Raw genomic sequence first — 19,831 nt, 5'->3', positions numbered from 1 at the left:
ACGTCGGAATGTGCCTCGGTGGTGTCCGCGATGGATGTCCGGGCCCGGGTGGCACAGCTCGTGGTCCCGGGAGTCGACGCGGGCAATCCGGATGCGGTCGCCGACCTCGTGCGGACCTATCAAGTCGGCGGAATCTTCGTGGGCGGCAATAAAACCACGCTGTTGCAGAATGACGCGCTCAGCGAGGTGCAACGCGCGGCGGAGGTCCCGGTCTCGGTGGCGGTCGACGAGGAGGGCGGGCGCGTGCAGCGCATCGACGACCTCGACGGGGCACTGCCGAGCGCACGGCAGCTCGCTGCCACCAAGTCCCCGGACGAGGTGCGCGCGCTCGGCGAGCAGCGCGGCAAGCAGCTGCGGGCGCGCGGCATCACGGTGGACTACGCGCCGGACGCGGACGTGAGCGACGAGCCCGACGACGCGGTGATCGGCGACCGGTCCTACAGCCCGGACCCGGAAAAGGTCCGTACCTACGCGATGGCGTTCGCCGAGGGCCTGCGCGCGGGCGGGGTGCAGCCGGTGCTCAAGCACTTCCCCGGCCACGGGCACGGTTCCGGCGATTCGCACCGCGGCACGGTCACCACGCCGCCGCTGGACCAGCTGCTCAAGGTCGACCTGGTGCCCTACCGCGAGCTGGCCCAGTACGGTCCCGTCGGGGTGATGGTCGGGCATCTCGAAGTACCCGGGCTCACCGACGGCACCCCGGCGTCCCTCTCCCCCGCGGCATACCGCCTGCTGCGCACCGAATTCCACTTCACCGGCCCGGTGATCACCGACGATCTCGGTGGCATGAAGGCGATTACCGACCGGTATCCGCTGCCCGAGGCGGTGCTGGACGCCCTGCAAGCAGGTGCCGACCAGGCACTGTTCTCGTCCGGCACCGTCGATGTGCGCGCGGTGCTGGACCGGCTGACGAAGGCCGCGGACAGCGGTGAGCTGCCCGCCGACCACGTCACAGCCTCGGTGGAGCGCGTGCTGGCGGCGAAGGGGTACTGCACGCCGTAGCGTCACCCCTCGGCTTGCAGCTCCTCCAACGTGGCAGCTGCCTTGCGCGTGTCCGGGTGCGCATCGCCGAGGGTGCGCCGGTAGCGCGGCAGGATGTCCTCGAGCACGGCCAGCGCGGCGGATCGATCCCCGAGCCGCCGGTGGATCGCTACGAGGTTGCTGGACGCGCGCAGCGCCCCCGGATCGTCGGGACCCAACGCGCGGCTGGTCCGGCGGATCACGTCCTTCGTCTGGTCGCGTGCCTTCTCGTACTCGTCCAGCCCCATGTGGACGACGCAGAGGTTGCTCGCGACGATCAGGGTCAGCCGGTGCTCCTCGCCGAGGACGCGGCTGAACCGGGGCAGCAGGTCGGACAGCAGGTCGCGCGCCTCCGGGTACTCGCGCATCCCGATCAGGCAGCCGGCGAGCCGGTTGGCGGCGGCGAGGGTGTCCGGATGGTCCTCGCCGAGCGCCTCGGCCCAGTCGTCGCGGATCCGGCGGCCGAGGATCGCGCCCGGACGGGACTGGCCGGACACGAAGAGGTAGCGCAGGACCCGCAGGAGCAGCTCGTCCGGCTGGTGGCGGAAGCCGGGCCGCGCGGCCAGCCTCCGGACACTCGTCGCGATCCGGCGGTACTCCGGCCAGGATTCGGGCAGGTCGGGGTCGGCCGTCGGCAGGGTGCCGCGGAGGACGTCCTCGGGATCCTCGTCGGCGATGGGCGCCGGCGCCGGGTAGAGCGGCAGCGGACCGGCGCCGTCCCACAGGGAAGCGGGCTGACCTGTGGCTTCGAGCAGCCCGGCCGGGCAGCCGCGTTCGTGGAAGAGGTCGCAGCCCGAGTTGAGCACCGAGTCGTCGCGGCCGTCGAAGAGCGCGGCCACCGGGTACACGCGGAACGGTTCGCCGTGGTTGTCGACGATCGTGGTGCCGCTGCGGCCCGCGCAGGTCCAGTCCAGCTCCAGGTGCCAGGCGATCTCGTGGGTGCGGGTGACCGGCTCGAACTGGAACTGCTCGACGTCGGTGGCGCTGACGGTGAACGGGAAGTCCGCGCCCTGTGCCTGCATCCGGAGCGGCTGCGCGTCGAAGTCGGTGGTGAAACGGCGGGGTTCGAGCGTCGCGCCGACCCGCACGAGCAGGCACGCCGGACGCGGCAGCGTGCGCGACACGATGACCGGCCGCGCGGAATGGAGTACGACGGCGCGGGTGGTCTTCGCCTCCACGGTGATGACGTGGACCGTGCCGCCGGGAACCGCCACCTGCGGCGGATCGGAATCGATCACGAGGTCCGCCAGCGTACCGCCGGGCACCAGCCGGACGGACGTGATGATGGGGTCGGCCAGGTCTTCCGGACGATCGCCGTAGCCGACGTTGACATCGCCGTGTACCGCGCCCGCCATCACGACTTTGTCGTAGGTACCCCCGGAGATGCGGTTGACGTAGGTGGTTTCGTCGCTGTCCTCGTCGGTCACCGCTCCCACCCTAGCCTTGTGCGGGCCGGTTAACTCAATGAACGAAAGGTTCTTCCTTGCACATCACAGGGTGACGATGGTCGCGTTCGCCCGTCGATCAAGGAGGATCGGATGTCCGGACGGTTTGCTGTGCTCATTGCTGTTCTCGCACTGTTCGGGTTGGTGCTCGCCGCTCCGGCGTCCGGGCAGCCGAGGGGGTGCGGGCAGGCGGTTTCCGGCGCCGGGACCACGACCGTCGAGCAGTTGACCTCGGGCGGGATCGAGCGGGAGTACCGGGTTCATGTTCCGGCGCATTACGATCCCGGGCGGCAGTATCCGGTTGTGCTTTCCTACCACGGACATGGACGTACCGCCGAGTATCAGGAGGAGCTGTCCGGCTTCTCCGCTTCTTCGGGCATCATTGCGGTGTATCCGCAAGGGGTGACCGGTACTGACGGGAAATCCGCTTGGACTGGCGCGCCGTATTCGGCACCGGTGGATGATGTTGCGTTCACCGGCGACCTCATTTCCTCACTGGAGCAACGGATGTGCGTGGATCCGGCGCGGATCTATGCCGCGGGCAAATCCAATGGCGGCGGGTTCGTGGGCGTGCTGGCTTGCCGGATGGCCGACCGGATCGCTGCGTTCGCCCCGGTTTCCGGCGCGTTTTATCCGCAGGGCGGGGAATGTCCTCCGGCTCGGCGCGTTGCCTTGATCGACTTCCACGGCACAGCCGACACCACCATTCCGTATGCCGGAAATCCCGCCAAGGGGCTACCGTCCATTCCGGACTGGCTGTCCGGCTGGGCCGTACGTGATCGTTGTTTCCCTTACCCGGTATCGGTTTCTGTCGTTCCGGACGTCGTAACCCAGTGGTGGCCGGGGTGTCCGCTGGTACATTTCCGGGTCGAGGGTGCCGGTCACGTCTGGCCCAGTACCCAGCCGAACAACGATTCCGCAACCCCGGCCGCCATTGACGCAACGCCGGTGATTCTCAAGTTCTTCCTGGCACACCGGCTTTTCAGGTCGGGCGCACCTGCAAGGTGACCGTCCGGTTGGCTTCCGGATCGGCGTGTACCGACGTGCTTTGGTCGGCGCTGGAGATCGCGAAGGTGGTCAACGGCAATCCGCTCGCCTCGGCCAAGATGCGGGCTGCTGATGCTGCGCGGGTCAAGGAGACCGTCGAACCTCCACTCGCCGGGCCGCCTGCGACGGGCACTCCGTGGCCGATCACCGTGACCGCAACCGGCTGTCCTTTGAGGACTTCGGCCCATTGGTCTAGTGCTTCCCGTCCTTGCTGGTTCGGGGTTGTCGCGTTCGGATTGAAGAGACCTTTCTCGAAGGTGATGGCTACCGCGTCTTCCTCCGCTTTTGCGGTGACGCCTGGTTTTGTCAGCCGTCGTGCCAGCTTTTCGAGTTCGGCTCGGTGATCTTGCCGTGTTTTGGCGTTGCTGGATTCCGCGCTGTGTAAGCGATCTAGTTCTTGCTTCAGGCCATCGTCGGGTTTTGCCGTCGTGACTGCGGGGGTGGGCCGGATGGTGAGTACTCCCGCGGTTGCTGCTGCCCCGATCAGCACCACCGCGCCTGCCGCCAGCAGGTACCGGCGGATCGGACGGCGGCGCAACCGTCCGGATCGGACTTTTGCGATGACCCGTCGTCCGGCCTCTGCGGCGGAATCGCCGGGACGGATTTGCAGTACCTCCGCCCAAGCTTCATCAGCTTTGTCCAGGTCGCCGGATTGGGCATACACGCGGGCGAGCAGGTCCAGCCGGGCCGGATCGTCCGCCGAACTCCGTTCCAGCACTGTGATTGCCGTCGCGTAATCGCCGTTCCGGGCCAGGTCGGCGGCTTCGGCGAGGTCGAGTTCTCGTTCCAGGGCCGCATTCATTCCCGGTCCCCACGAAGAATTCCGCCACCCGCCTGACCCGGATTGTCGTCCGGGAGAAGGCGCCTCAACCGGCGGTTGACGTCGGGCAGCGCGGGCCAGTTCGATGCCGCGATCACGCGTTCTCCTTCGCGGATGAGCTCCCGCGCGCGAGCCGGGTCGGACATGCTGTCCCGGGAAGCCCGCAGTGCGTTGAAAACCTCCAGATCCAGCGAACCGTCGCGGCGCAGCAACAACACCTGCAGGTCCAGAATCCGCTCCGACAACCGTTCCCCGGCCTCGACATCATGCGCCTCGGCGATGACGGCGTAGCGGCGTTCGATTTCCGCGAGTTCCGTCCGGTCCTCTTCGGACCCGACGCGGTCGACCAGCTCGCGGCAGTGGTCGATCTGATCGCGCAGCCGTTCCATCACCTCGGGAACGCGCAGCTCCGCCTCGATGTCGTCGAGGTCGGCCTGCACGTCGCGCATGCGCCGCTCCGCCGACACCGCGGCCCCCTCGTCCGCGGTGCCGGCGCGCACCTCCTCCCGCACGGCCACGACGCTGCCCTGGCCGTCCAGCCGGTTCAGCAGCCCGCGGGCCCGATCGGACCGGGTTCCCTCGACCTGCGACCGCACCTGCTCGTGCCGGGCCTCCAGCTCGTTCAGCAGCCGTCGCAGCGTCGGCGGGTCCGGGACGTGCTGCTGTTTGAGGTCGATCACCGCCTCGAATTCCGCGTCCAGCAACGGAACCTCGGCCACCACCGAAACGCGGCGCGATTCGTCCATTTCGAACGTCATCACGACCTCGCTGCCACGGGGCAGATCGAATCGCACGTCCTTGGCACGGATTTCGATCAGGCCCACCTGCTGATTTCGCTCACCACGGCGACGTTCGCCCTCCGCGACCGGAATCCGGATCACACTCGACGTGTCGCCGCGGTGCAATGTCGCGGTGGTGTAGAACGGCTGCCGTTTCGATGCTCTCAACGGCGTGTTCTTCATGAGCATGGGGGTGAAAGTGCCGTCCGCCTCGGTCAGGCCGACAGTGTTCACCACGGTCTGGCCCATCATTTCGTTGAGCTGGTGGGTGATCGTGAGCGTGTCCGGCCGCACCGGGACGCGCGATCCGGCCGGGTCGAGTAATTCCACCTCGAACCGGTTCGTGCTCAATTCGGCGAGCACCGCTTCGACGGTGAAAGTTCCGTCTGCGGAAAGGGAAACCTCGGCGGTCCGATAAACCGGCCTGCGTTGTGCCGCACTGAGCGCGATCCGGAACCGGGTCCAGTCGGCGGCGCCGTCGGTGGCGCAACGGCCGGACACCGGGACGACCGGCAGGCTCGTGGTGGCCGGGTAAGACAATTCCACTGTGTACTCACCGCGTTTCGGCGGCTGCACCGTTCGCGGCCGGGCGACCGTCCCGGCGTAAACCGCCGCACCTCGCGCGACCACGGTGCTCGGATCTTGGCTGTGGTCAAGGGGAATCCCGAGCCCAGCGGCCGGGTCGGCCAACAGTTCCCGCAGGCCGGGCGCGAGGGTGGGGCCGCCGACGAGCAGGAGCCGGTCGATGTCCGACGTACGCAGATTCGCCGATTCCAGTGCGTCGCGGCACAATTGGACCGCACGCAGGTAGAACGGCCTGGCCAGCTGGTCGACCTCCTCGCGCCGCAGGGTGTATTCGAAGAACTCGGTTTGCCCGTCGCCGCGATCGAGGTCGAGCATGACCTGCGTCTGGTCCACTTGGGACAATTGGATCTTCGCGACCTCGGCGGCACTGCGCAGCTTCGCGAAATTCGTGCGCCAGCGCGGGTTTTCGCGGGTGAAATCGGCCAGCCCCAGCTGTCGTCCGGCTTCCGGGGCGAGCACCCGGTCCAGGACAGCCTGGTCGATATTGCGCCCGCCGAGGTGCGTGTCACCGGCGTGGTGCAATACGCTCAACTCGCCCTCGATCGTACTGACCACCGCGGAATCGAAAGTGCCGCCACCGAAGTCGAAGACCATCCAGTGCGCGCCCTTGCCCTCATTCTGGAAGCCGAACGCAAATGCCGCCGCAGTCGGTTCCTGCAGCAACGGGCACGGCCCGGTGAACCCGGCCAGTTTTGCCGCCTCCTGCGTTGCTTCGGTCTGGTTGAGCAGGAAGGCGGCGGGGACGGTGATCACTGCTGCATCAGGCAATTCCCGGGGCGCGACGGATCCGCGCAACGTGCGCAACACTTCCGCGGACAGTTCCACCGGCGTCATCGAAACACCGGCCCTGGCGAATTCCCTTCGTGCATCAGGCAATCCCATGGACTGCTTGAATTCGATCTGCACGCTTTCCGGGTCGTCCTCGATCCGGCGGCGCGCACCGGCCCCGACCTCGATCACGCCTCGTTTGCGAATCCACACGGCCGACGGCGTGTAGTCCATCTGGTCGTTGTTCTTGATCACCGAAACCGCGCCGTTGTCGAGTACCGCAATGGCGCTGTTCGTGGTACCGAGGTCGATTCCGAAATCGATCGTGTCACGCATCCGCTTCCCCGTTCCCGTGGGCAGCCGGGCGCCCCACGATGACCTGTCCCATCTGGATCCGGCGCCCGGTCAGGTAAATCGACGGCCGGACGGTCTCCACCACCCGCTCGACGTCCAGCTCCGGTTCGTCCTGGAACAGCAGCACCTCGAGCGCCATCCCGGAACCGAACGGAATCCGGTCGTGGTCCTGCACCAGCACCCCGGCCGCGTCGAGCGCGTCCTGGCTCGCGCTGAGGAACCGGCCCGCCTGCCGGGCGAGCCGGTCCTCCGCACCGGCGAGCTTGCGTCTCGCACGCCACAGCGCGGTCGCCGCCTCCGCCAGGTCCGATTCGGACAGTTCCGGACCCGTCGGGCTCACGTGGTCGATCAGTTCCCGCAGCCGGGCCCGCTCGTCGGCCCCGACGCCGGGCTCGGCGATCCGGAATTCCTTGTGGTGCCTGCGCTGCCGCGCCTCGATCCGTCGTTTGCTCACCGGGAGCCCCTTCCCGCGCCGATGACCGGAGCGACGACCAGCAGTACCGCGACGATGCCGATGGCCACCCAGGCCGGGAGCTCGGTCTGGCCGAGCCCGAGGTACAGACCCGCGTCGATGCCGAGCAGCACCGGGTACCGCATGGGCCCGACCCGCGGATTGCCCGCGCCCGCGTAGGTCACCAGCAGTCCCGGCGCGCCGACGAGGAAGACCACCGGCAGCAGATCAGGTAGCTGTGCCACCAGGAACGCGATTCCGGCGGCGCCGTGCAGCAGGGCGTACAGAATGCGGCTGACCGGAACCGCCTGCCTGGTAGATTGCCTGAATACGGGGGTTTCCAGAGCCATTCTTTCATTGCGTCCCACCGCTTCCAGCGTTTCCGGATCGAGGGTGCAACGCCGGGCGAGCGCGAACACGTCGCGTAGCAGATCGCTTGGCGCGTCTCGAACGTCGGCCAACGCAACGCCGATGTTGTTGGCCACCACTGCGGTCGCTTCCGAAAGCGTTGCGGTACGGCGGAATTCGGTGCGCGGAACCAGGTCGTCGAGGCGGTCGAACAGCGGTGCGGCTTCCGTTACGGCACGTTCGGCCGCGGTCTCGGCCCGGTTCCCGTCGAGCTCGCTGCGGAGGCTTTTGAGCAGGCCTTCGAGGTGCCGGTAAGTGCCGTCGGCAATGGCTGTCCGAGCGTCCTCGACAGTATGCCGGTCCGCGCCGAACTCGTCGAGGTACCCCATGAGCCGCTGCGGTTCGGGTGACCGCAGCGCGACGTCGATCAAGGGAGCCAGCACCGCGCCGGGCAACGCCGTCCGTAGTCCGTCCACAGTGGATTCGTCGAGACGGCGGTCGCCGAGTTTTTCCACCCGGTAAGCCAAATGCTGCCAGAACGAATCACTGCGCAACACGACCGTCCAGCATCGCGCGGCTTCGGTCCACAGTGGAGTCGGATGGTCGTCGGTACGCTCCGCCTCGGCATCGAGCGCAGCCGCGTGCGCGGCGACCGCGTTGTCGTGCTTCTGGTGCAGCTGGTTCGGGCACCCGCAGCCGGTGGGCAGGCCCCAGAGCCAGAAGACCTCGTCGACGAAGCGGTGCTCGGTGTTGCCGAGCGCGTCGAAGGCCGCCCGCACGTCGTCGACGCTCGCGTCGGCAGGCACCCCGTCGGGCACGGCCCCGCCGACTTCGAGTACCCCCAGGACCCGAAGTCGCCGCTCCCGCACCTCCCGCCGCGTCGCACCCGCGGTGAGTCCGGTGATGCGGAATGGGTTGCGCCGGTACAGCTCGGGCGTGGCCACCGCGCGCACCCGCGCCTGCGCCGTTCGCCCGCGCCCCTCGTTCGCACCCATGCGGGAAAGGTATGCCGTGAGTGCCGGGAGGGGTCCCGGATCGGGTCAGGCGGGCAGAACGATGATGCTGACCACCAGGTACCAGAGCGTGGCGGCGGCGAGGATGACTCCGGTGAGCCGGGCCGCCTGAAGCCCGATACCTGCCGCGAGGACGAGCCCGGCGACGCCTTCTACGATCTTCACGGCCGTCGAACAGCAGGTAACCACCCTGCAGGCACGCGAGAATGACGGTGATCCACCGGAGAATCGTCACGCGCCGACAATCAGCGCTGGTCAAGCGGGTGCGCCGCCGAAGCCGATCTCGTTACCGTCCGGGTCGTGATAGACGGCTTTGCGCACGCCGTTCGAGTACGTCTCCACGTGCACCGGTTGCAATCCCCAGGCGGAGATCGCCTCGCGACGGGCGTCGAAGTCGTCGGTGAAGACCGTGACCTGGGTGTATCAAGCGTGGTCGGGTCGGCGTTCCACCGCGATGCACCGATGCTCGGCCAGCTCCCACACGGCCTCGGTGTCGCCCGCGATGAACGTCGGCGGGGAGCCGAAGAGACGCTCGTACCACGTCAGCGCGGCTGGATAGTCGGCCACGGCGACTACGGCATACAGGTCAACGGTCATTTCAGGATGATACGGACATCCCTTTGGCACTGATCAACTCTTCTTAGGCCTTGTCGGGCGGTGATTCACCGTCTGGACAACGCGGTATCGAGGGAGTGTCTTTTTCTCGCCGTTTTCCGCGTCACAGCTGGGGATCGGGGACGTCGGACCATCGGCGGGGCGCGGAGGAAACTGAGACTGGAGCTTCCGATGGTGGTGCAGAGCCAGGTCTGCGACGAGGTCAGCGCATGGCTGTCCGGAGAATTCTCCGGCCGCCTACCGGCGGGCACGGTAGCGGCGGTCGTACGGGCGACCCATGATGATCTCGACGGCCGAATCGTCCCGGACGATCACGGTGAGCTGCTGTACCGAGTGGCGCGAGCACGGTTGCAGCGGGTGGTTGCGGCGCCACCTTCGCCTCGTACTCGCAGGTAGGTCGGGGTGCGGCTGCTGCCGAGGATGGCGCCGTTGTTGTCAGGTACTCGCGAGTAGGGCCGGGGGTGGGGCTGATCGCGACGCTACCGGCGTCAGGTACTCGCGAGTTGCGGTCGGCGTGGTGCGCGGCCGATTGCGATGCCACCGTCACCTCGTACTCGCGAGTTGGGGTCCCACGGTTGCTGCGGCTGATCGCGTCGGCGGCATGTACTCGTAGGTAGGTCGGGCGTGGCCCACACGGCCATAGTGGCTGATCACGGCGCCACCTTCGCCTCGTACTCTCACGTCGCTCGGGCGTGGCCCACGCGGCCGCTGCGGCTGATCGCGCCGGCGCCATGTACTCGTAGGTAGGTCGGACGTGGCCCACACCGCCGAAGTGGCTGATCACGGCGCCGTCCTCATGTACTCGCAGGTAGGGTCGGAGCGTGGACCGCACACCGGTGGAGATTGTGGCGCTGCTCGTGTCACCGGTGCATGCGTTCGAGGGGCGTCCGCAAGACGGGCCGCGGCCGGAACCGCCGGGGGTGGCGCGCGAGGAGGTCGCCGTGCGGGCCGGGCTCGGGCTGGTCGGCGACCGGTACTTCAATCACGCCGCGCACCGGAACGCGGCGGTCACCGTCTTCGACGCGGCGACGCTGGACGTTTTCGGCCCGCTCGACCCACATCGCACCCGGCGCAACATCGCGATCCGCGGTTACCCGGTCGACGACCTCGCCGGCGGCCGGAACCGCATCGGAGCCGTGTTCAGCCTCGATTCCGGCGCCGGACCGGTGCGGCTGCAAGCGTTCCGCCCGGCGAACCCGTGCGCCTGGATGGACGTATCGGTTACGCCAGGCGCATTCCGCGGCCTACGCGGCCGGGGCGGCATCCGATGCCACCCACTCGACGACGGCGTACTCCGTTTGGGCGCAGCGATACTCACCGTACTCGAACCGCCACACACGGCTGAATAACGGCTACGCCCGGGTTTCTCAGCCCGACGGCGCCTCGGGGGACTCACCTGCAGAACCTGACGGCCAGGACCCCGGCGGCCCGAGCCACGCAACTCCATAGCTACGACCCGGCAGCCCAGCCGCACAACCCGACGGCCAACGATCCAAGCCACACAACCCGATGGCTATGACCCAGGCGACCAACGCGACAACCTGCGAGCCCAGCCGCACAACGTGACGACCTGCGAGCCCAGCCACACAACCCGGCCGCCAACGATCCAAGCCACACAACCCGACGGCTAACGATCCCCGCCACACAACCCGACGGCTATAGCCTCGGCGGCCCCAGCCACCCGACCTTGCGGCTACGACCCCGGCAACACCCGGCTGCTCAGCGGGGCGTGCGTGCGCTCCGGCGGCCACCAGACCTGCGCGGGCGGCGGCGGGACGTCGTCGTCGGGGAGTTCGAGTGCGTCCGCGCCGCTCTGCCAGCGGTTCCAGTGCACCGAACACAACCCGCGCCACAACGGCGGCTCCGCACAATCCTGCCGACGGCACGTGCGTGCCTGTTGCCCGCTATCCACCACGTCCACGACTCCAACCCAGCGACTCGGCTTCCCGGCCGGTTCCAGTCTGCCCCGGTTCCGGCGGGAACACCCCGTACTCGCGCGAACACAACCCTTGTGCAGCAACGGAACGAGGAAACCCACCCTACTCCAGCCGCTCACCCGCGCAGCGCGCGACCGCAGTGCACTCGTTCAGCGGTTGACGCCGCCGGGTGCGGTGATCGTACGGAATACCCCGCGTGGCAACGGAGAGTCAGCGCGCGACGGCGGACTGTGTTGTCCACAGTGGATAGTCAACGGTCCGGATGGGACGCGTCGTACTCGCGGGCGGCGGCGCGCTGGGTACGCGTGCGCAGGAGTTGTTCGTCCGGGGAATCGTCCACTTCGCTCAGTCCCAATGCGACAGCGCGGCGGATCTGCTCGCGATTGTCGCGGACGACGGCGGAAAAGAAATCGTCGATGCGCGGGTCGAGGAGGACTTCGAGGAGCACCCGGAAGGAAGTGTCGACGGTGGCGCGCACGATTTCGTCGTGAAAGGGAAGCCGGCGGAGTTTGCCGAGCTGCGGGTCGGCGGAGATCTTTTCGGTGATGATGGCGCGGAGCTCGTCCTTGTTCTCGCTGAGCGATTTCGCGAGGTTCTCAGGGTAGTTCCCGGTTTCGAGCACCTTGACGACCTCGTCGAGCACGGCAATGGTGACGGGTTTCTTGATGGCGCGCACGATAGGTTCGGACAACTTGTCGACGAGCCGGTAAGTGAACTGCTCGCCGACCGCCCGATCCGCGGCCCGCCCGAGCCGCACGAGCAGCAGGACCACGCCGAGCACGTGATGGTTGGCGGTGAATGCGACGTTCGCGACGGGGATCATCGCGAACACCTCGTACCAGGTCCGCGCGAGAAACGAGCCACGCCACCCGCGGCGGCGCCAGCGCCACAGGAGTTCGAGAAGGAAGATCCCGCAGATCACGCAGTCGGCAATGAACACCGACCGACCGACCGCCGCGGGCGGCGGACTGATCAGCAACCAGCCGAGCAACCCGGTCGACACGAGCGCGAGGCCGAGCATGACCCAGTCGTCGACCCGCACATTGCCGGGCAGAATGCCACTGTTGAGCTCAGCCTCCGACGAACGGCCGCTGGTCATTGCCGACTCCAAGATCTCGACTGGTTGTCATGGGGCCTGATGATCGCACGGGTGAGGGGCGAGGTCGGGGAGGAACCACCGGTGGGGGCTGGGTGGGCGGGCGCTTGCGGGCTTTGCCGGGTGGGGGTGAGGGGTCTGCCGGGCATTTGCTGGCTGGAGTGAAGGGGCCGTTCGCGCCGTCCCGGCTGGGGTGAAGGGGCCGTTCGCGCCACCGCGGCTGGGGTGAAGGGGCCGTTCGCGCCATCGCGGCTGGGGTGAAGGGGCCGTTCGCGCCGTCCCGGCTGGGGTGAAGGGGCCGTTCGCGTATGCGGGTCGGGGCGATGGGGCCACTCACGCATTGCTGGCCGGTGCGAACGGGACACTCGCGCGCCCGGGTCGGAGTGAAAGGACCACTCGTGCGCCCGGACCGGAGCGAAGGGACCCCTCACGCCACCCAGGCCGGAGCGAATGGCCCCCTCACACGTCCGCACCGACGCGAAGGGGCCCCTCGTGCAGCCCTGGCCGGAGCGAAAGGACCCCTCGCGCGTCCGGCCCGACGCGAACGGACGCCTCGTGTCGCTCGCGCTGGAGAGAAAGGGCCGCTCGCGCATCCGCACCGACGCGAAGGGGCCTCTCGTGGCACCCCGCCGGAGCGAAAGGACCCCTCGCGCGTCCGGACCGGCGCGAAGGGATCCCCTCGCGCCGCAGCGGCTGCGCGAAAGGACCCTTCGCGCGGGCCACCGCAGGTAGAGGCGCCAAAGAGGGCAAGGAAGCCGCCGAGACCGAAGAGACCAAGAACCCCAAGGAGCGAGACGGCACCCCAAGACAAACCCAAGGAGCGAAACACCAGCCCACGAGGACCCCAAGGAACGAAACACCAGCCCACGAGAATCCCACGGGGCGAAACGCCAGCCCGAGAGAAGGCCCGGCCAGAGGCACCCATCACCCAAGAACCGGACAAAGCAGACACCAACCCCCTTCGGAACCGGTACACCTCCACCCGGCCCCCGGCAAACCTTGACACGCGCCACCCCGCCCGGGAAGCTTCCACTCAACGCCGCCTAGTTAGGAAAGTTTACTAACAAGGAGACCTAGCATGCGTGCTCCCCGGAAGGTGGCTCTCTTTGCTGCCGCTTCGGTTTCTCTCTCGCTGGTGGGGGCTGGGCCGGCGGTTGCGGATGCCGTTGCTCGGCCGTTTCCTTCGCATGTCACCTATCGGGTCGGGGTGATGCCGTCGGCCGGTGCAGATGCGCGGGATGCGGCCGTGACGAAGCATTACGAATCCTGGAAAAAATCCTACCTGCGCAAAGCCTGCGGCGGCTACCTCGTGCACGCCACCGACGACGCGCCCAACCAAGGTACCGTTTCCGAGGCCCAGGGCTACGGCATGAACATCATCCCCCTCATGGCCGGCTACGACCCCGACGCCAAGGCGATTTTCGACGGCCTCTGGAAGGTCGTCCGCGAGCATCGGGACAGCCAGGGCATGTTCCAGTGGCAGATCGACGGCAAAACGTGCAAATACGCGGACGGCGGCGAGCCCGATTCGGCGACCGACGGGGACCTCGACGTCGGGTACGGCCTTATTCTCGCCGACAAACAATGGGGCGGCTATACCTCGGCCGCAAAAGACTGGCTCGCCAAGCTCTGGAAGGCTGACATCGCCTCCGATGGGCACCTCAAGGTCGAGGACGACGGGCCCGGTAATGACACGCGGCCGTCCGACTTCATGCTCGACCATCTCCGCGCATTCGCCAAATACGATCCCGCGCACGACTGGAACAAGGTCGTCACCCGTACCGAAACGCTGATCACGCAATTCACTGCCAAATACTCTCCCGAGGCCAATCTGCTTTCCGACTTCGTCGTCGGCGCGGATACCAACAGCCCCAAGCCGGCGAAGGCGGATTACCAGGAGAATCAGCCGGACAACATTGTCGGCTACAACTCGGTCCGCGTGCCGTGGCATATGGGTACCGATGCCTTGCTGTACGGCGGTAGCGTTGCCACAACTGTCGCCAAGAAAGAATCGGCCAGCTACCAGAGTCACGCCGGTGGCAATCCGGCCAAGATCTATCCGCACACCAAACTCGACGGCACTCCCACGCAGACCGGTGACCAGTCCGAGGTCGCGAACAATCCGGTCGGCGTCGCGGCCATGGCGGCGGGCGATCAGGCCTGGACTGACGCGCTGTGGAAGTTCATGGCCGGTAACCCGTACGGCGACACCTACTACGGCGAGACCGTCAAAATGCTCGTCTACCTGGTGATGTCCGGCAATTACTGGGCCCCGTGAAACCCGGACGCTAGCTCAAGGCATCCGCACGGGTGGGTGGGCACTGGCCGCCGGGCGTGGTGAGCAGTTCGAAATGCCACAGCTCATTCGCATAAACCTGGCACAAACCGTAGTTCGAACCATGCTGGATCAGCCAATCGGCGGCGCGCGTGGGGCCGATGTCCACCGCTGTGCCGGAGACATGCTTCGAATTCTCCGGGGTCGCCACGTATCTGCTCGCATTCTCCAGGCTGCCGTATTTGACGACCCCGTCGTCGAGCAGCCGCCGCTGGTACGCCTCAGTCCGCCAGCCCGAATTGACGCGCATTTCCACGTTGCTTTTCCGCGCCCGAGTAGCCGCCTGCTGCAACGCTTTCCGCAATGCCGGATCCAGTTTGCCGACGGCCGGATAGTTCGTGTCGAATGGCGTGAGCGTGACCCCCTCCGGGATTCCGCCCTCGGCGGGATCGTAGTTCGGGTCACCTCGGCCAGGTTGCGCCGGAGCGGCACACCCGGCTACCAGCAGCAACGCGAGAAACGCGATCCGGTTCAGCACAGACCCAGGTTCGCGAACGAATGTCGCCACCGGGTCCGGCAAATGTCCGCGCGAGGTAACAACCCCGCATGATCACGTCACGGCGCCGGACGAACGCTCAGGCGATCAGCCCGATGCCCGCCTCCGCAGTGTTGACCAGGAAGGTCAGCGTTTCGTAGAAGTACAGCTCCACAGTGGACGCGTCGTGGCCGGAGTAGCCGATGGACAGGTCCTGTCCGAAGTGGAGCTCGTAGTCGCCGCCGCGGGTGGACAGGACGCAGGCGCCGCTGATCGCGGGCGTGCGGATGAGATCGCCGTCGACGATCTGCTTGAGGTGTTCCAGCACCGGGTACCCGTGGTCGGCCGCCTCGATTGCCGCCGTGTGCGCTTCGTCGCTCAGCAGCACCGTGTACGGTCCGGCCACGCCCGCGTCCCGCAGTTCGGCCAGCGCGTCGCCGATTGCCTTCGGGTATGCCCTGGCTTCGGCAGGCAGCGCAATGGGGTCCAATGTGGACGCGGGGCGAATACCCGTGATCCCGGCCTCGGCGAAACCGTCGAGCACGATCCGGTCCTCGGCGTACGCGATCTGCTGCGCCGCATCCTTCACCGGCTGCCAATCGGCGTCTTTCGCGCCCCATTCCACCGAATCGACGTCCTCGCGCGACACCGTGAACGGCACCCGGAGGTCCACGATCCGCTGCGCCGTACGCAGGCTCGCCGAAACGCCGTCGAACGGGCCGCCGACGCGTTCCCGGTGGCCGGTGCCGATCGCGGCGAGTGCCGGGTCGCCGGAGACGACCACGTCGACCACCCGCCGCGCCGCGGCGAACTCGGCGAACGTGCGCTTGGCCTCCTCCTCCAGGTCCGCCCAGGCGGCCTCGGAGATCGGGGCGAGTTCGCGGTGCAGGTTGTTCATGACCGAGGGCTCCTTCGCAGGCTTCCGATGCCCAGCGACGACCCGGTGGGCGTCGCGGCAGCCGGGGTCTCCGGCTCGGGCGGGGCGGCCGGTGGCTCCTCGAGGAAGTCCACCGTCGGGACGTAGAACAATGCGCCGGTATGCGGCGTCGAAAAGTCGAGAATGCGGTCGTAATTGCCCGGCGGCGACCCGACGAACATATTCGACAGCATGCGCTCGAGCACCGCGGGTGATTTGGCGTAACCGATGAAATAGGTGCCGAACTCGTCGTGCGCCGGACGGCCGAACGGCATGTTGTCGCGCAGGATTTCCATTTCGTTGCCGTCGTCGTCGGTGATCACGTTGAGCGCGATGTGCGAGTTCGCCGGTTTGTCCTCATCGGACAACTCCACATCGGACAGTTTGCGCCGTCCGATCACGAGCTCCTGCTGTTCGGTGGTGAGCGCATTCCAGGATGCCATGTCGTGCAAGTACTTCTGCACCACCACGTAGCTGCCGCCGTCGAACGGCTCGTCGTCGTCCACCAGCACCGCCGCCGCGATGCCGCGGCCGGTGGGATTTTCCGTACCGTCGACGAAACCGAGTACATCGCGCGCGTCGAAATAGCGGAACCCCGGCACCTCGTCGACCACGGTGACCGAGCCACGCAATCGATTCATGATCAGGGTTTCCAGCTCGAAACACAGATCCATCCGCTCGGCGCGGAGGTGGAACAACAGGTCGGCCTTCGTGGTGACGCTGACGTGCCGCGCGCCCTCGAACACCGGCAGCTCGTGCAATCCGGCAGGCCGCGGACCGCCGTAAAGCCGATCCCACGCCCCCGACGAAATCCCGGCAACGCAGGTGAGACCGTCGCCGAGACCGCGGAAACCGACTGTGCGCTGCAGCCCCGGCAGGTCCGCGAGCAGGTCCTTCACGGTCTGCTCGGCGCCGGCGTCGACCCGGACCAGCAGGAAGATCGCCGCCTTGGTCAGTGGCCCGGACACCGCCTGAAGCTCCGGCAGTTCGGTCTCCCCCGCTTGCCCGCCCACGCATCCTCCCGCTGCTCGCCCCGTCCCCGCGCATCCTAACCAGGCCGGGTGGAACCGGCAGAGCCGTTCACGAGGACAGGTGCAAGAGGGCCGCGACGTCGGCTTCCAGCGCCTCGGCCACCCCGTCGCGACCGGCCAGCTGCTGCAGCAAGGCCCGCTGGAACAGGCCGTCGAAAGTCGCGTACGCAACGTCTGCCGACACTCGCGCCGGACGACCGGTGAACTCGACGTAGCGCTGCACGACCCGCCAGACCATGGCTTGCCGCTGCTCGTCGATGTCGAGCACGTCGGCGCGGAAGGACTCGTCGAACAGGCTCTGGTTGCGCAGGTCGTACCAGAGGCGGTGCATCGCGGCGTCGGACCGGAGCGTGGCGGCCATGGCGGCCCCGAATCCGCGCTCGAGCTCCTCGGCCGAGCCCGCTTCGGCCACCACGTCGTCGTAGCGGGTCACGCAGACCTCTTCGAACTTGCGGACCGCGTACGTGAGCAGCTCGACCTTGTCGGCGAAGTAGTAGTGCAGCACGCCGTGGGAAAAATCGGACTTCTGGGCGATTTCGCGCAGGCTCGTGCGGGCGTACCCCAGCTCCGCCAGCGCCTGCAGGGCGGACTCGGCCAGCTGCTCGCGCCGCTGGGCGAACTTGTCCACGGCGCGGCGGGAGATGCGCTCCTTCGCCTGTGTCACGTCCGGCAGTCTAGCGCGACCCGGATTCTTGACGAGTGTCCAAGAAAATCTTGACGATCGTCCAAAGATTGCTACCGTGTGACCTACGCCGCACTTCGGGCGCGTCCCAAGGCACGTGGCCGGGCGCGTCCCGAGGGCACGTCTCAAGGAGGAGATGTCGATGGGTTCGTACGACCTGACCGGGCGCACCGCGCTGGTCACGGGTGGTGCGCAGGGGCTCGGCGCCGGCATGGCCGAGGCGCTCGCGCGGGCCGGCGCGGCGGTGGTGATCGGCGACGTCCAGGAGGACCTCGGCCGGCAGACCGCCGACGCGATCAAGCAGAGCGGGGCCAGCGCCGGGTTCGTCCGGCTGGACGTGACCGACGACGACAACTGGGCGCAGGCGGTCGCCGCGGTGGCCAGTGAGCACGGCGGCCTCGACGTCGTGGTGAACAACGCGGGCATCGAGATCACCGGGCTGGTCGCCGACCTGAACCCGGCCGACGTACGGAAGATGCTCGACGTCAACGTGCTCGGCACGGCACTCGGCGTGAAGCACGCGCTGCGCGCGATGCGGCCCGGCGGGGTCGCCGGACGGGGCGGCTCGGTGATCAACATCGCCTCGGTCGCCGCGACCATCGCTTTTCCCGGCATCGCGGGGTACTCGGCCACGAAATCCGCAGTCGACCGGCTCACCCGCGTAGCCGCGATGGAGGCCGGGAAACTCGGTTACGGCGTCCGGGTGAATTGTGTCTACCCGGGTCTCGTCCCGACGCAGATGGGCAACCAGCTCGCGAACGACGTCGTCGAAGTCGGGCTGTTCCCCAGCGTCGAGGAGGCCATCGGCGCCGTCATCGCGCAGACCCCGGCCGGACGGCTCGGCGAGGTCACCGACATGGCCGACGCCGTGGTGTTCCTCGCCTCCGACGCCGCCCGCTTCATCACCGGCGCCGGCCTGCCGGTCGACGGCGGCATGGGCATGTGAATTCCCGCCAGCGAAAGGAAAATCAGTGACCAAGCCCGTTGTCGTCTACGGCGCCTCCGGCTACACCGGACGGCTGATCTGCGAATACCTGCGTGAATACAATGTTCCCTTCACGGCCGCCGGTCGCGACAAAGCACGGTTGCAGGAAGCACTCGACCACATTCCGGGGCTGGACACCGTCGAGCACGAGGTCGTCGAGGTTTCGCACGAAACCGGTCCGCTCACCGAGCTTTTCCGCGACGCTTCGGTGGTGTGCAACACCGTCGGGCCATTCAGTGAATACGGCCACGAAGTGGTACAGGCCTGTCTCGAAACCGGCACGCATTACCTCGATACCACCGGCGAGCAGGACTGGCTGATCTCGGCCGAGGAACGCTACGGCGCCGCCATGGCCGAGCGGGGATTGCTGCTGTCACCGGGAATTGCGCAGATGTACACCACTGGCGAGATCGCCGCGAACCTGTGCCTGGAGACCCCCGGTCTGGACACTTTGGACATCCTGGTGTTCTGGAAGGGTTACCCCACAGTCGCTTCCACTCGCACGATTCTCGTGAACGCCGCACTGTCGTCGGCGTATTACCTGGAGCAGAACGCTTATGCGGCGTGGCCCGCGGACGGCGGGCTGCAGGAAGTGGCCGTACCCGGTTATCACGAGATCGGTCTTGCGCTGCCGTGGGGCGGCACGTCGCATCCGGTGTGGTTCAAGAACGACCCCCGGGTCGCGAATGTGAAAGCCGTCGGGGGCGTTTTCGACCGGGCGTTGATGCAGGGCGTACCGCAGATTGTCGCGGCCGTGCTGGAGCAGGTGAAAGACCTGCCGCTGGAGGAAAAGCTCAAGGTGCTGCACGACCAGGCGGCGGCAGTGCGGGACGAAATGCCGCCGCGGGAGAATCAGCGGCTCAACACGTCGCTGGATTCGGTACACGCATCCGGACCGCTCGGCCGTGCGCATTGCGTGATCCACGGAACCTGCAATTACAAGCAAACCGGGCTGTTACAGGCATATGCGGCTTACTCGTTGTTGCAGCAACCGCCGCGGCGGGCCGGGTTCGCGTCGGCTTGCCAGGCATTCGGGCATCGCGAACTGCTCGGGGTGCTGCGGTCGTTCGGGCTGGTCTCGAATCCGGTGCTGACAGTGCAAGCCTGAGGCAATCCTGATGCTGTCCTG

The 19,831-nt window shown here is 67.4% G+C and carries 20 protein-coding genes; 7 read left to right on the top strand and 13 right to left on the bottom strand.

All coding sequences use genetic code 11. The features are described 5' to 3' along the window. Positions 1–30 precede the first annotated feature (30 nt). A complete protein-coding gene (locus tag OO71_RS32145; protein WP_156096654.1) occupies positions 31–1,002 on the top strand; it encodes a glycoside hydrolase family 3 N-terminal domain-containing protein in 972 nt (323 codons plus the stop codon). A 2-nt stretch (positions 1,003–1,004) separates the two neighbouring features. Here the strand turns inward: OO71_RS32145 and OO71_RS50490 are convergent, their stop codons facing one another. Next, positions 1,005–2,447 carry a tetratricopeptide repeat protein gene (locus tag OO71_RS50490; RefSeq protein WP_211260682.1) on the bottom strand — a complete coding sequence of 481 codons (1,443 nt, stop codon included), beginning with the start codon at positions 2,445–2,447 and terminating at the stop codon, positions 1,005–1,007. Between the two features lie 243 nt (positions 2,448–2,690). Here OO71_RS50490 and OO71_RS32135 point away from each other — a divergent pair, with 243 nt between their 5' ends. Further along, entirely contained in the window at positions 2,691–3,473 is a 783-nt protein-coding gene (locus tag OO71_RS32135; RefSeq protein WP_245633858.1) for a CE1 family esterase, read from the top strand. Here the strand turns inward: OO71_RS32135 and OO71_RS32130 are convergent. The 6 genes from OO71_RS32130 to OO71_RS52540 all read right to left on the bottom strand — a co-directional run bounded on the left by OO71_RS32130 (position 3,448) and on the right by OO71_RS52540 (position 9,227). Continuing rightward, on the bottom strand, positions 3,448–4,314 hold the full coding sequence (locus tag OO71_RS32130) for a tetratricopeptide repeat protein (protein WP_033293723.1): 867 nt from the start codon (positions 4,312–4,314) through the stop codon (positions 3,448–3,450). The genes OO71_RS32135 and OO71_RS32130 overlap by 26 nt on opposite strands. Beyond that, positions 4,311–6,800 carry an Hsp70 family protein gene (locus OO71_RS32125; protein ID WP_033293722.1) on the bottom strand — a complete coding sequence of 830 codons (2,490 nt, stop codon included), beginning with the start codon at positions 6,798–6,800 and terminating at the stop codon, positions 4,311–4,313. Before OO71_RS32125 ends, OO71_RS32130 begins: the two co-directional genes overlap by 4 nt. After that, complete coding sequence (locus tag OO71_RS32120) at positions 6,793–7,272, bottom strand: hypothetical protein (protein WP_051792516.1); 480 nt, start codon at positions 7,270–7,272, stop codon at positions 6,793–6,795. Before OO71_RS32120 ends, OO71_RS32125 begins: the two co-directional genes overlap by 8 nt. Next, the gene (locus OO71_RS32115; protein WP_033293721.1) at positions 7,269–8,612 is read right to left on the bottom strand and encodes a hypothetical protein; all 1,344 of its coding nucleotides are present in this window, start codon (positions 8,610–8,612) and stop codon (positions 7,269–7,271) included. The genes OO71_RS32120 and OO71_RS32115 overlap by 4 nt, the downstream gene beginning before the upstream one ends. A 45-nt stretch (positions 8,613–8,657) precedes the next feature. After that, positions 8,658–8,795, bottom strand: coding sequence for a hypothetical protein (locus tag OO71_RS50485; protein WP_156096653.1), 138 nt, complete (start codon positions 8,793–8,795; stop codon positions 8,658–8,660). Positions 8,796–9,053: 258 nt separating this feature from the next. Then, positions 9,054–9,227, bottom strand: a complete 174-nt coding sequence (locus tag OO71_RS52540; RefSeq protein WP_245633857.1) for a hypothetical protein — start codon at positions 9,225–9,227, stop codon at positions 9,054–9,056. Between the two features lie 189 nt (positions 9,228–9,416). Here OO71_RS52540 and OO71_RS49450 point away from each other — a divergent pair, with 189 nt between their 5' ends. Together OO71_RS49450 and OO71_RS32105 are read left to right on the top strand one after the other, a co-directional pair. Further along, positions 9,417–9,641 (top strand): hypothetical protein, encoded by a 225-nt coding sequence (locus OO71_RS49450; RefSeq protein ID WP_084145437.1) that lies wholly within the window; start codon positions 9,417–9,419, stop codon positions 9,639–9,641. A 425-nt stretch (positions 9,642–10,066) separates the two neighbouring features. Next, complete coding sequence (locus OO71_RS32105) at positions 10,067–10,594, top strand: molybdenum cofactor biosysynthesis protein (RefSeq protein ID WP_033293720.1); 528 nt, start codon at positions 10,067–10,069, stop codon at positions 10,592–10,594. A gap of 344 nt (positions 10,595–10,938) precedes the next feature. Here the strand turns inward: OO71_RS32105 and OO71_RS50480 are convergent, their stop codons facing one another. Together OO71_RS50480 and OO71_RS32095 are read right to left on the bottom strand one after the other, a co-directional pair. Further along, positions 10,939–11,166 (bottom strand): hypothetical protein, encoded by a 228-nt coding sequence (locus OO71_RS50480; protein ID WP_033293719.1) that lies wholly within the window; start codon positions 11,164–11,166, stop codon positions 10,939–10,941. Positions 11,167–11,432: 266 nt separating this feature from the next. Next, positions 11,433–12,281, bottom strand: coding sequence for a hypothetical protein (locus OO71_RS32095; protein WP_033293718.1), 849 nt, complete (start codon positions 12,279–12,281; stop codon positions 11,433–11,435). Between the two features lie 1,075 nt (positions 12,282–13,356). Between OO71_RS32095 and OO71_RS32090 the strand changes: the two genes are divergently transcribed. Then, entirely contained in the window at positions 13,357–14,556 is a 1,200-nt protein-coding gene (locus OO71_RS32090; RefSeq protein ID WP_033293717.1) for a glycosyl hydrolase family 8, read from the top strand. A 10-nt stretch (positions 14,557–14,566) separates the two neighbouring features. Here OO71_RS32090 and OO71_RS32085 read toward each other — a convergent pair whose 3' ends face one another. From OO71_RS32085 to OO71_RS32070, 4 genes are all read right to left on the bottom strand, one after another. Next, entirely contained in the window at positions 14,567–15,091 is a 525-nt protein-coding gene (locus OO71_RS32085) for a M15 family metallopeptidase (RefSeq protein WP_033293716.1), read from the bottom strand. Between the two features lie 97 nt (positions 15,092–15,188). Next, on the bottom strand, positions 15,189–15,986 hold the full coding sequence (locus OO71_RS32080; protein ID WP_033293715.1) for a family 1 encapsulin nanocompartment shell protein: 798 nt from the start codon (positions 15,984–15,986) through the stop codon (positions 15,189–15,191). Next, a complete protein-coding gene (locus OO71_RS32075) occupies positions 15,983–17,017 on the bottom strand; it encodes a Dyp-type peroxidase (protein ID WP_156096651.1) in 1,035 nt (344 codons plus the stop codon). Before OO71_RS32075 ends, OO71_RS32080 begins: the two co-directional genes overlap by 4 nt. A gap of 67 nt (positions 17,018–17,084) precedes the next feature. Next, positions 17,085–17,699 (bottom strand): TetR/AcrR family transcriptional regulator, encoded by a 615-nt coding sequence (locus OO71_RS32070; RefSeq protein ID WP_033293714.1) that lies wholly within the window; start codon positions 17,697–17,699, stop codon positions 17,085–17,087. Between the two features lie 160 nt (positions 17,700–17,859). Here OO71_RS32070 and OO71_RS32065 point away from each other — a divergent pair, with 160 nt between their 5' ends. After that, positions 17,860–18,663 (top strand): SDR family NAD(P)-dependent oxidoreductase, encoded by an 804-nt coding sequence (locus tag OO71_RS32065; RefSeq protein WP_033293713.1) that lies wholly within the window; start codon positions 17,860–17,862, stop codon positions 18,661–18,663. 25 nt (positions 18,664–18,688) lie between these two features. After that, positions 18,689–19,810, top strand: coding sequence for a DUF5938 domain-containing protein (locus OO71_RS32060; RefSeq protein WP_033293712.1), 1,122 nt, complete (start codon positions 18,689–18,691; stop codon positions 19,808–19,810). Positions 19,811–19,831 lie beyond the last annotated feature (21 nt).

The sequence above is a fragment of the Amycolatopsis jejuensis genome (assembly GCF_000717335.1).
Taxonomy (GTDB): Bacteria; Actinomycetota; Actinomycetes; order Mycobacteriales; family Pseudonocardiaceae; genus Amycolatopsis; species Amycolatopsis jejuensis.
The sequence above is the reverse complement of the archived record's forward strand: the minus strand, read 5'-3'. Positions and strand labels throughout refer to the sequence as shown.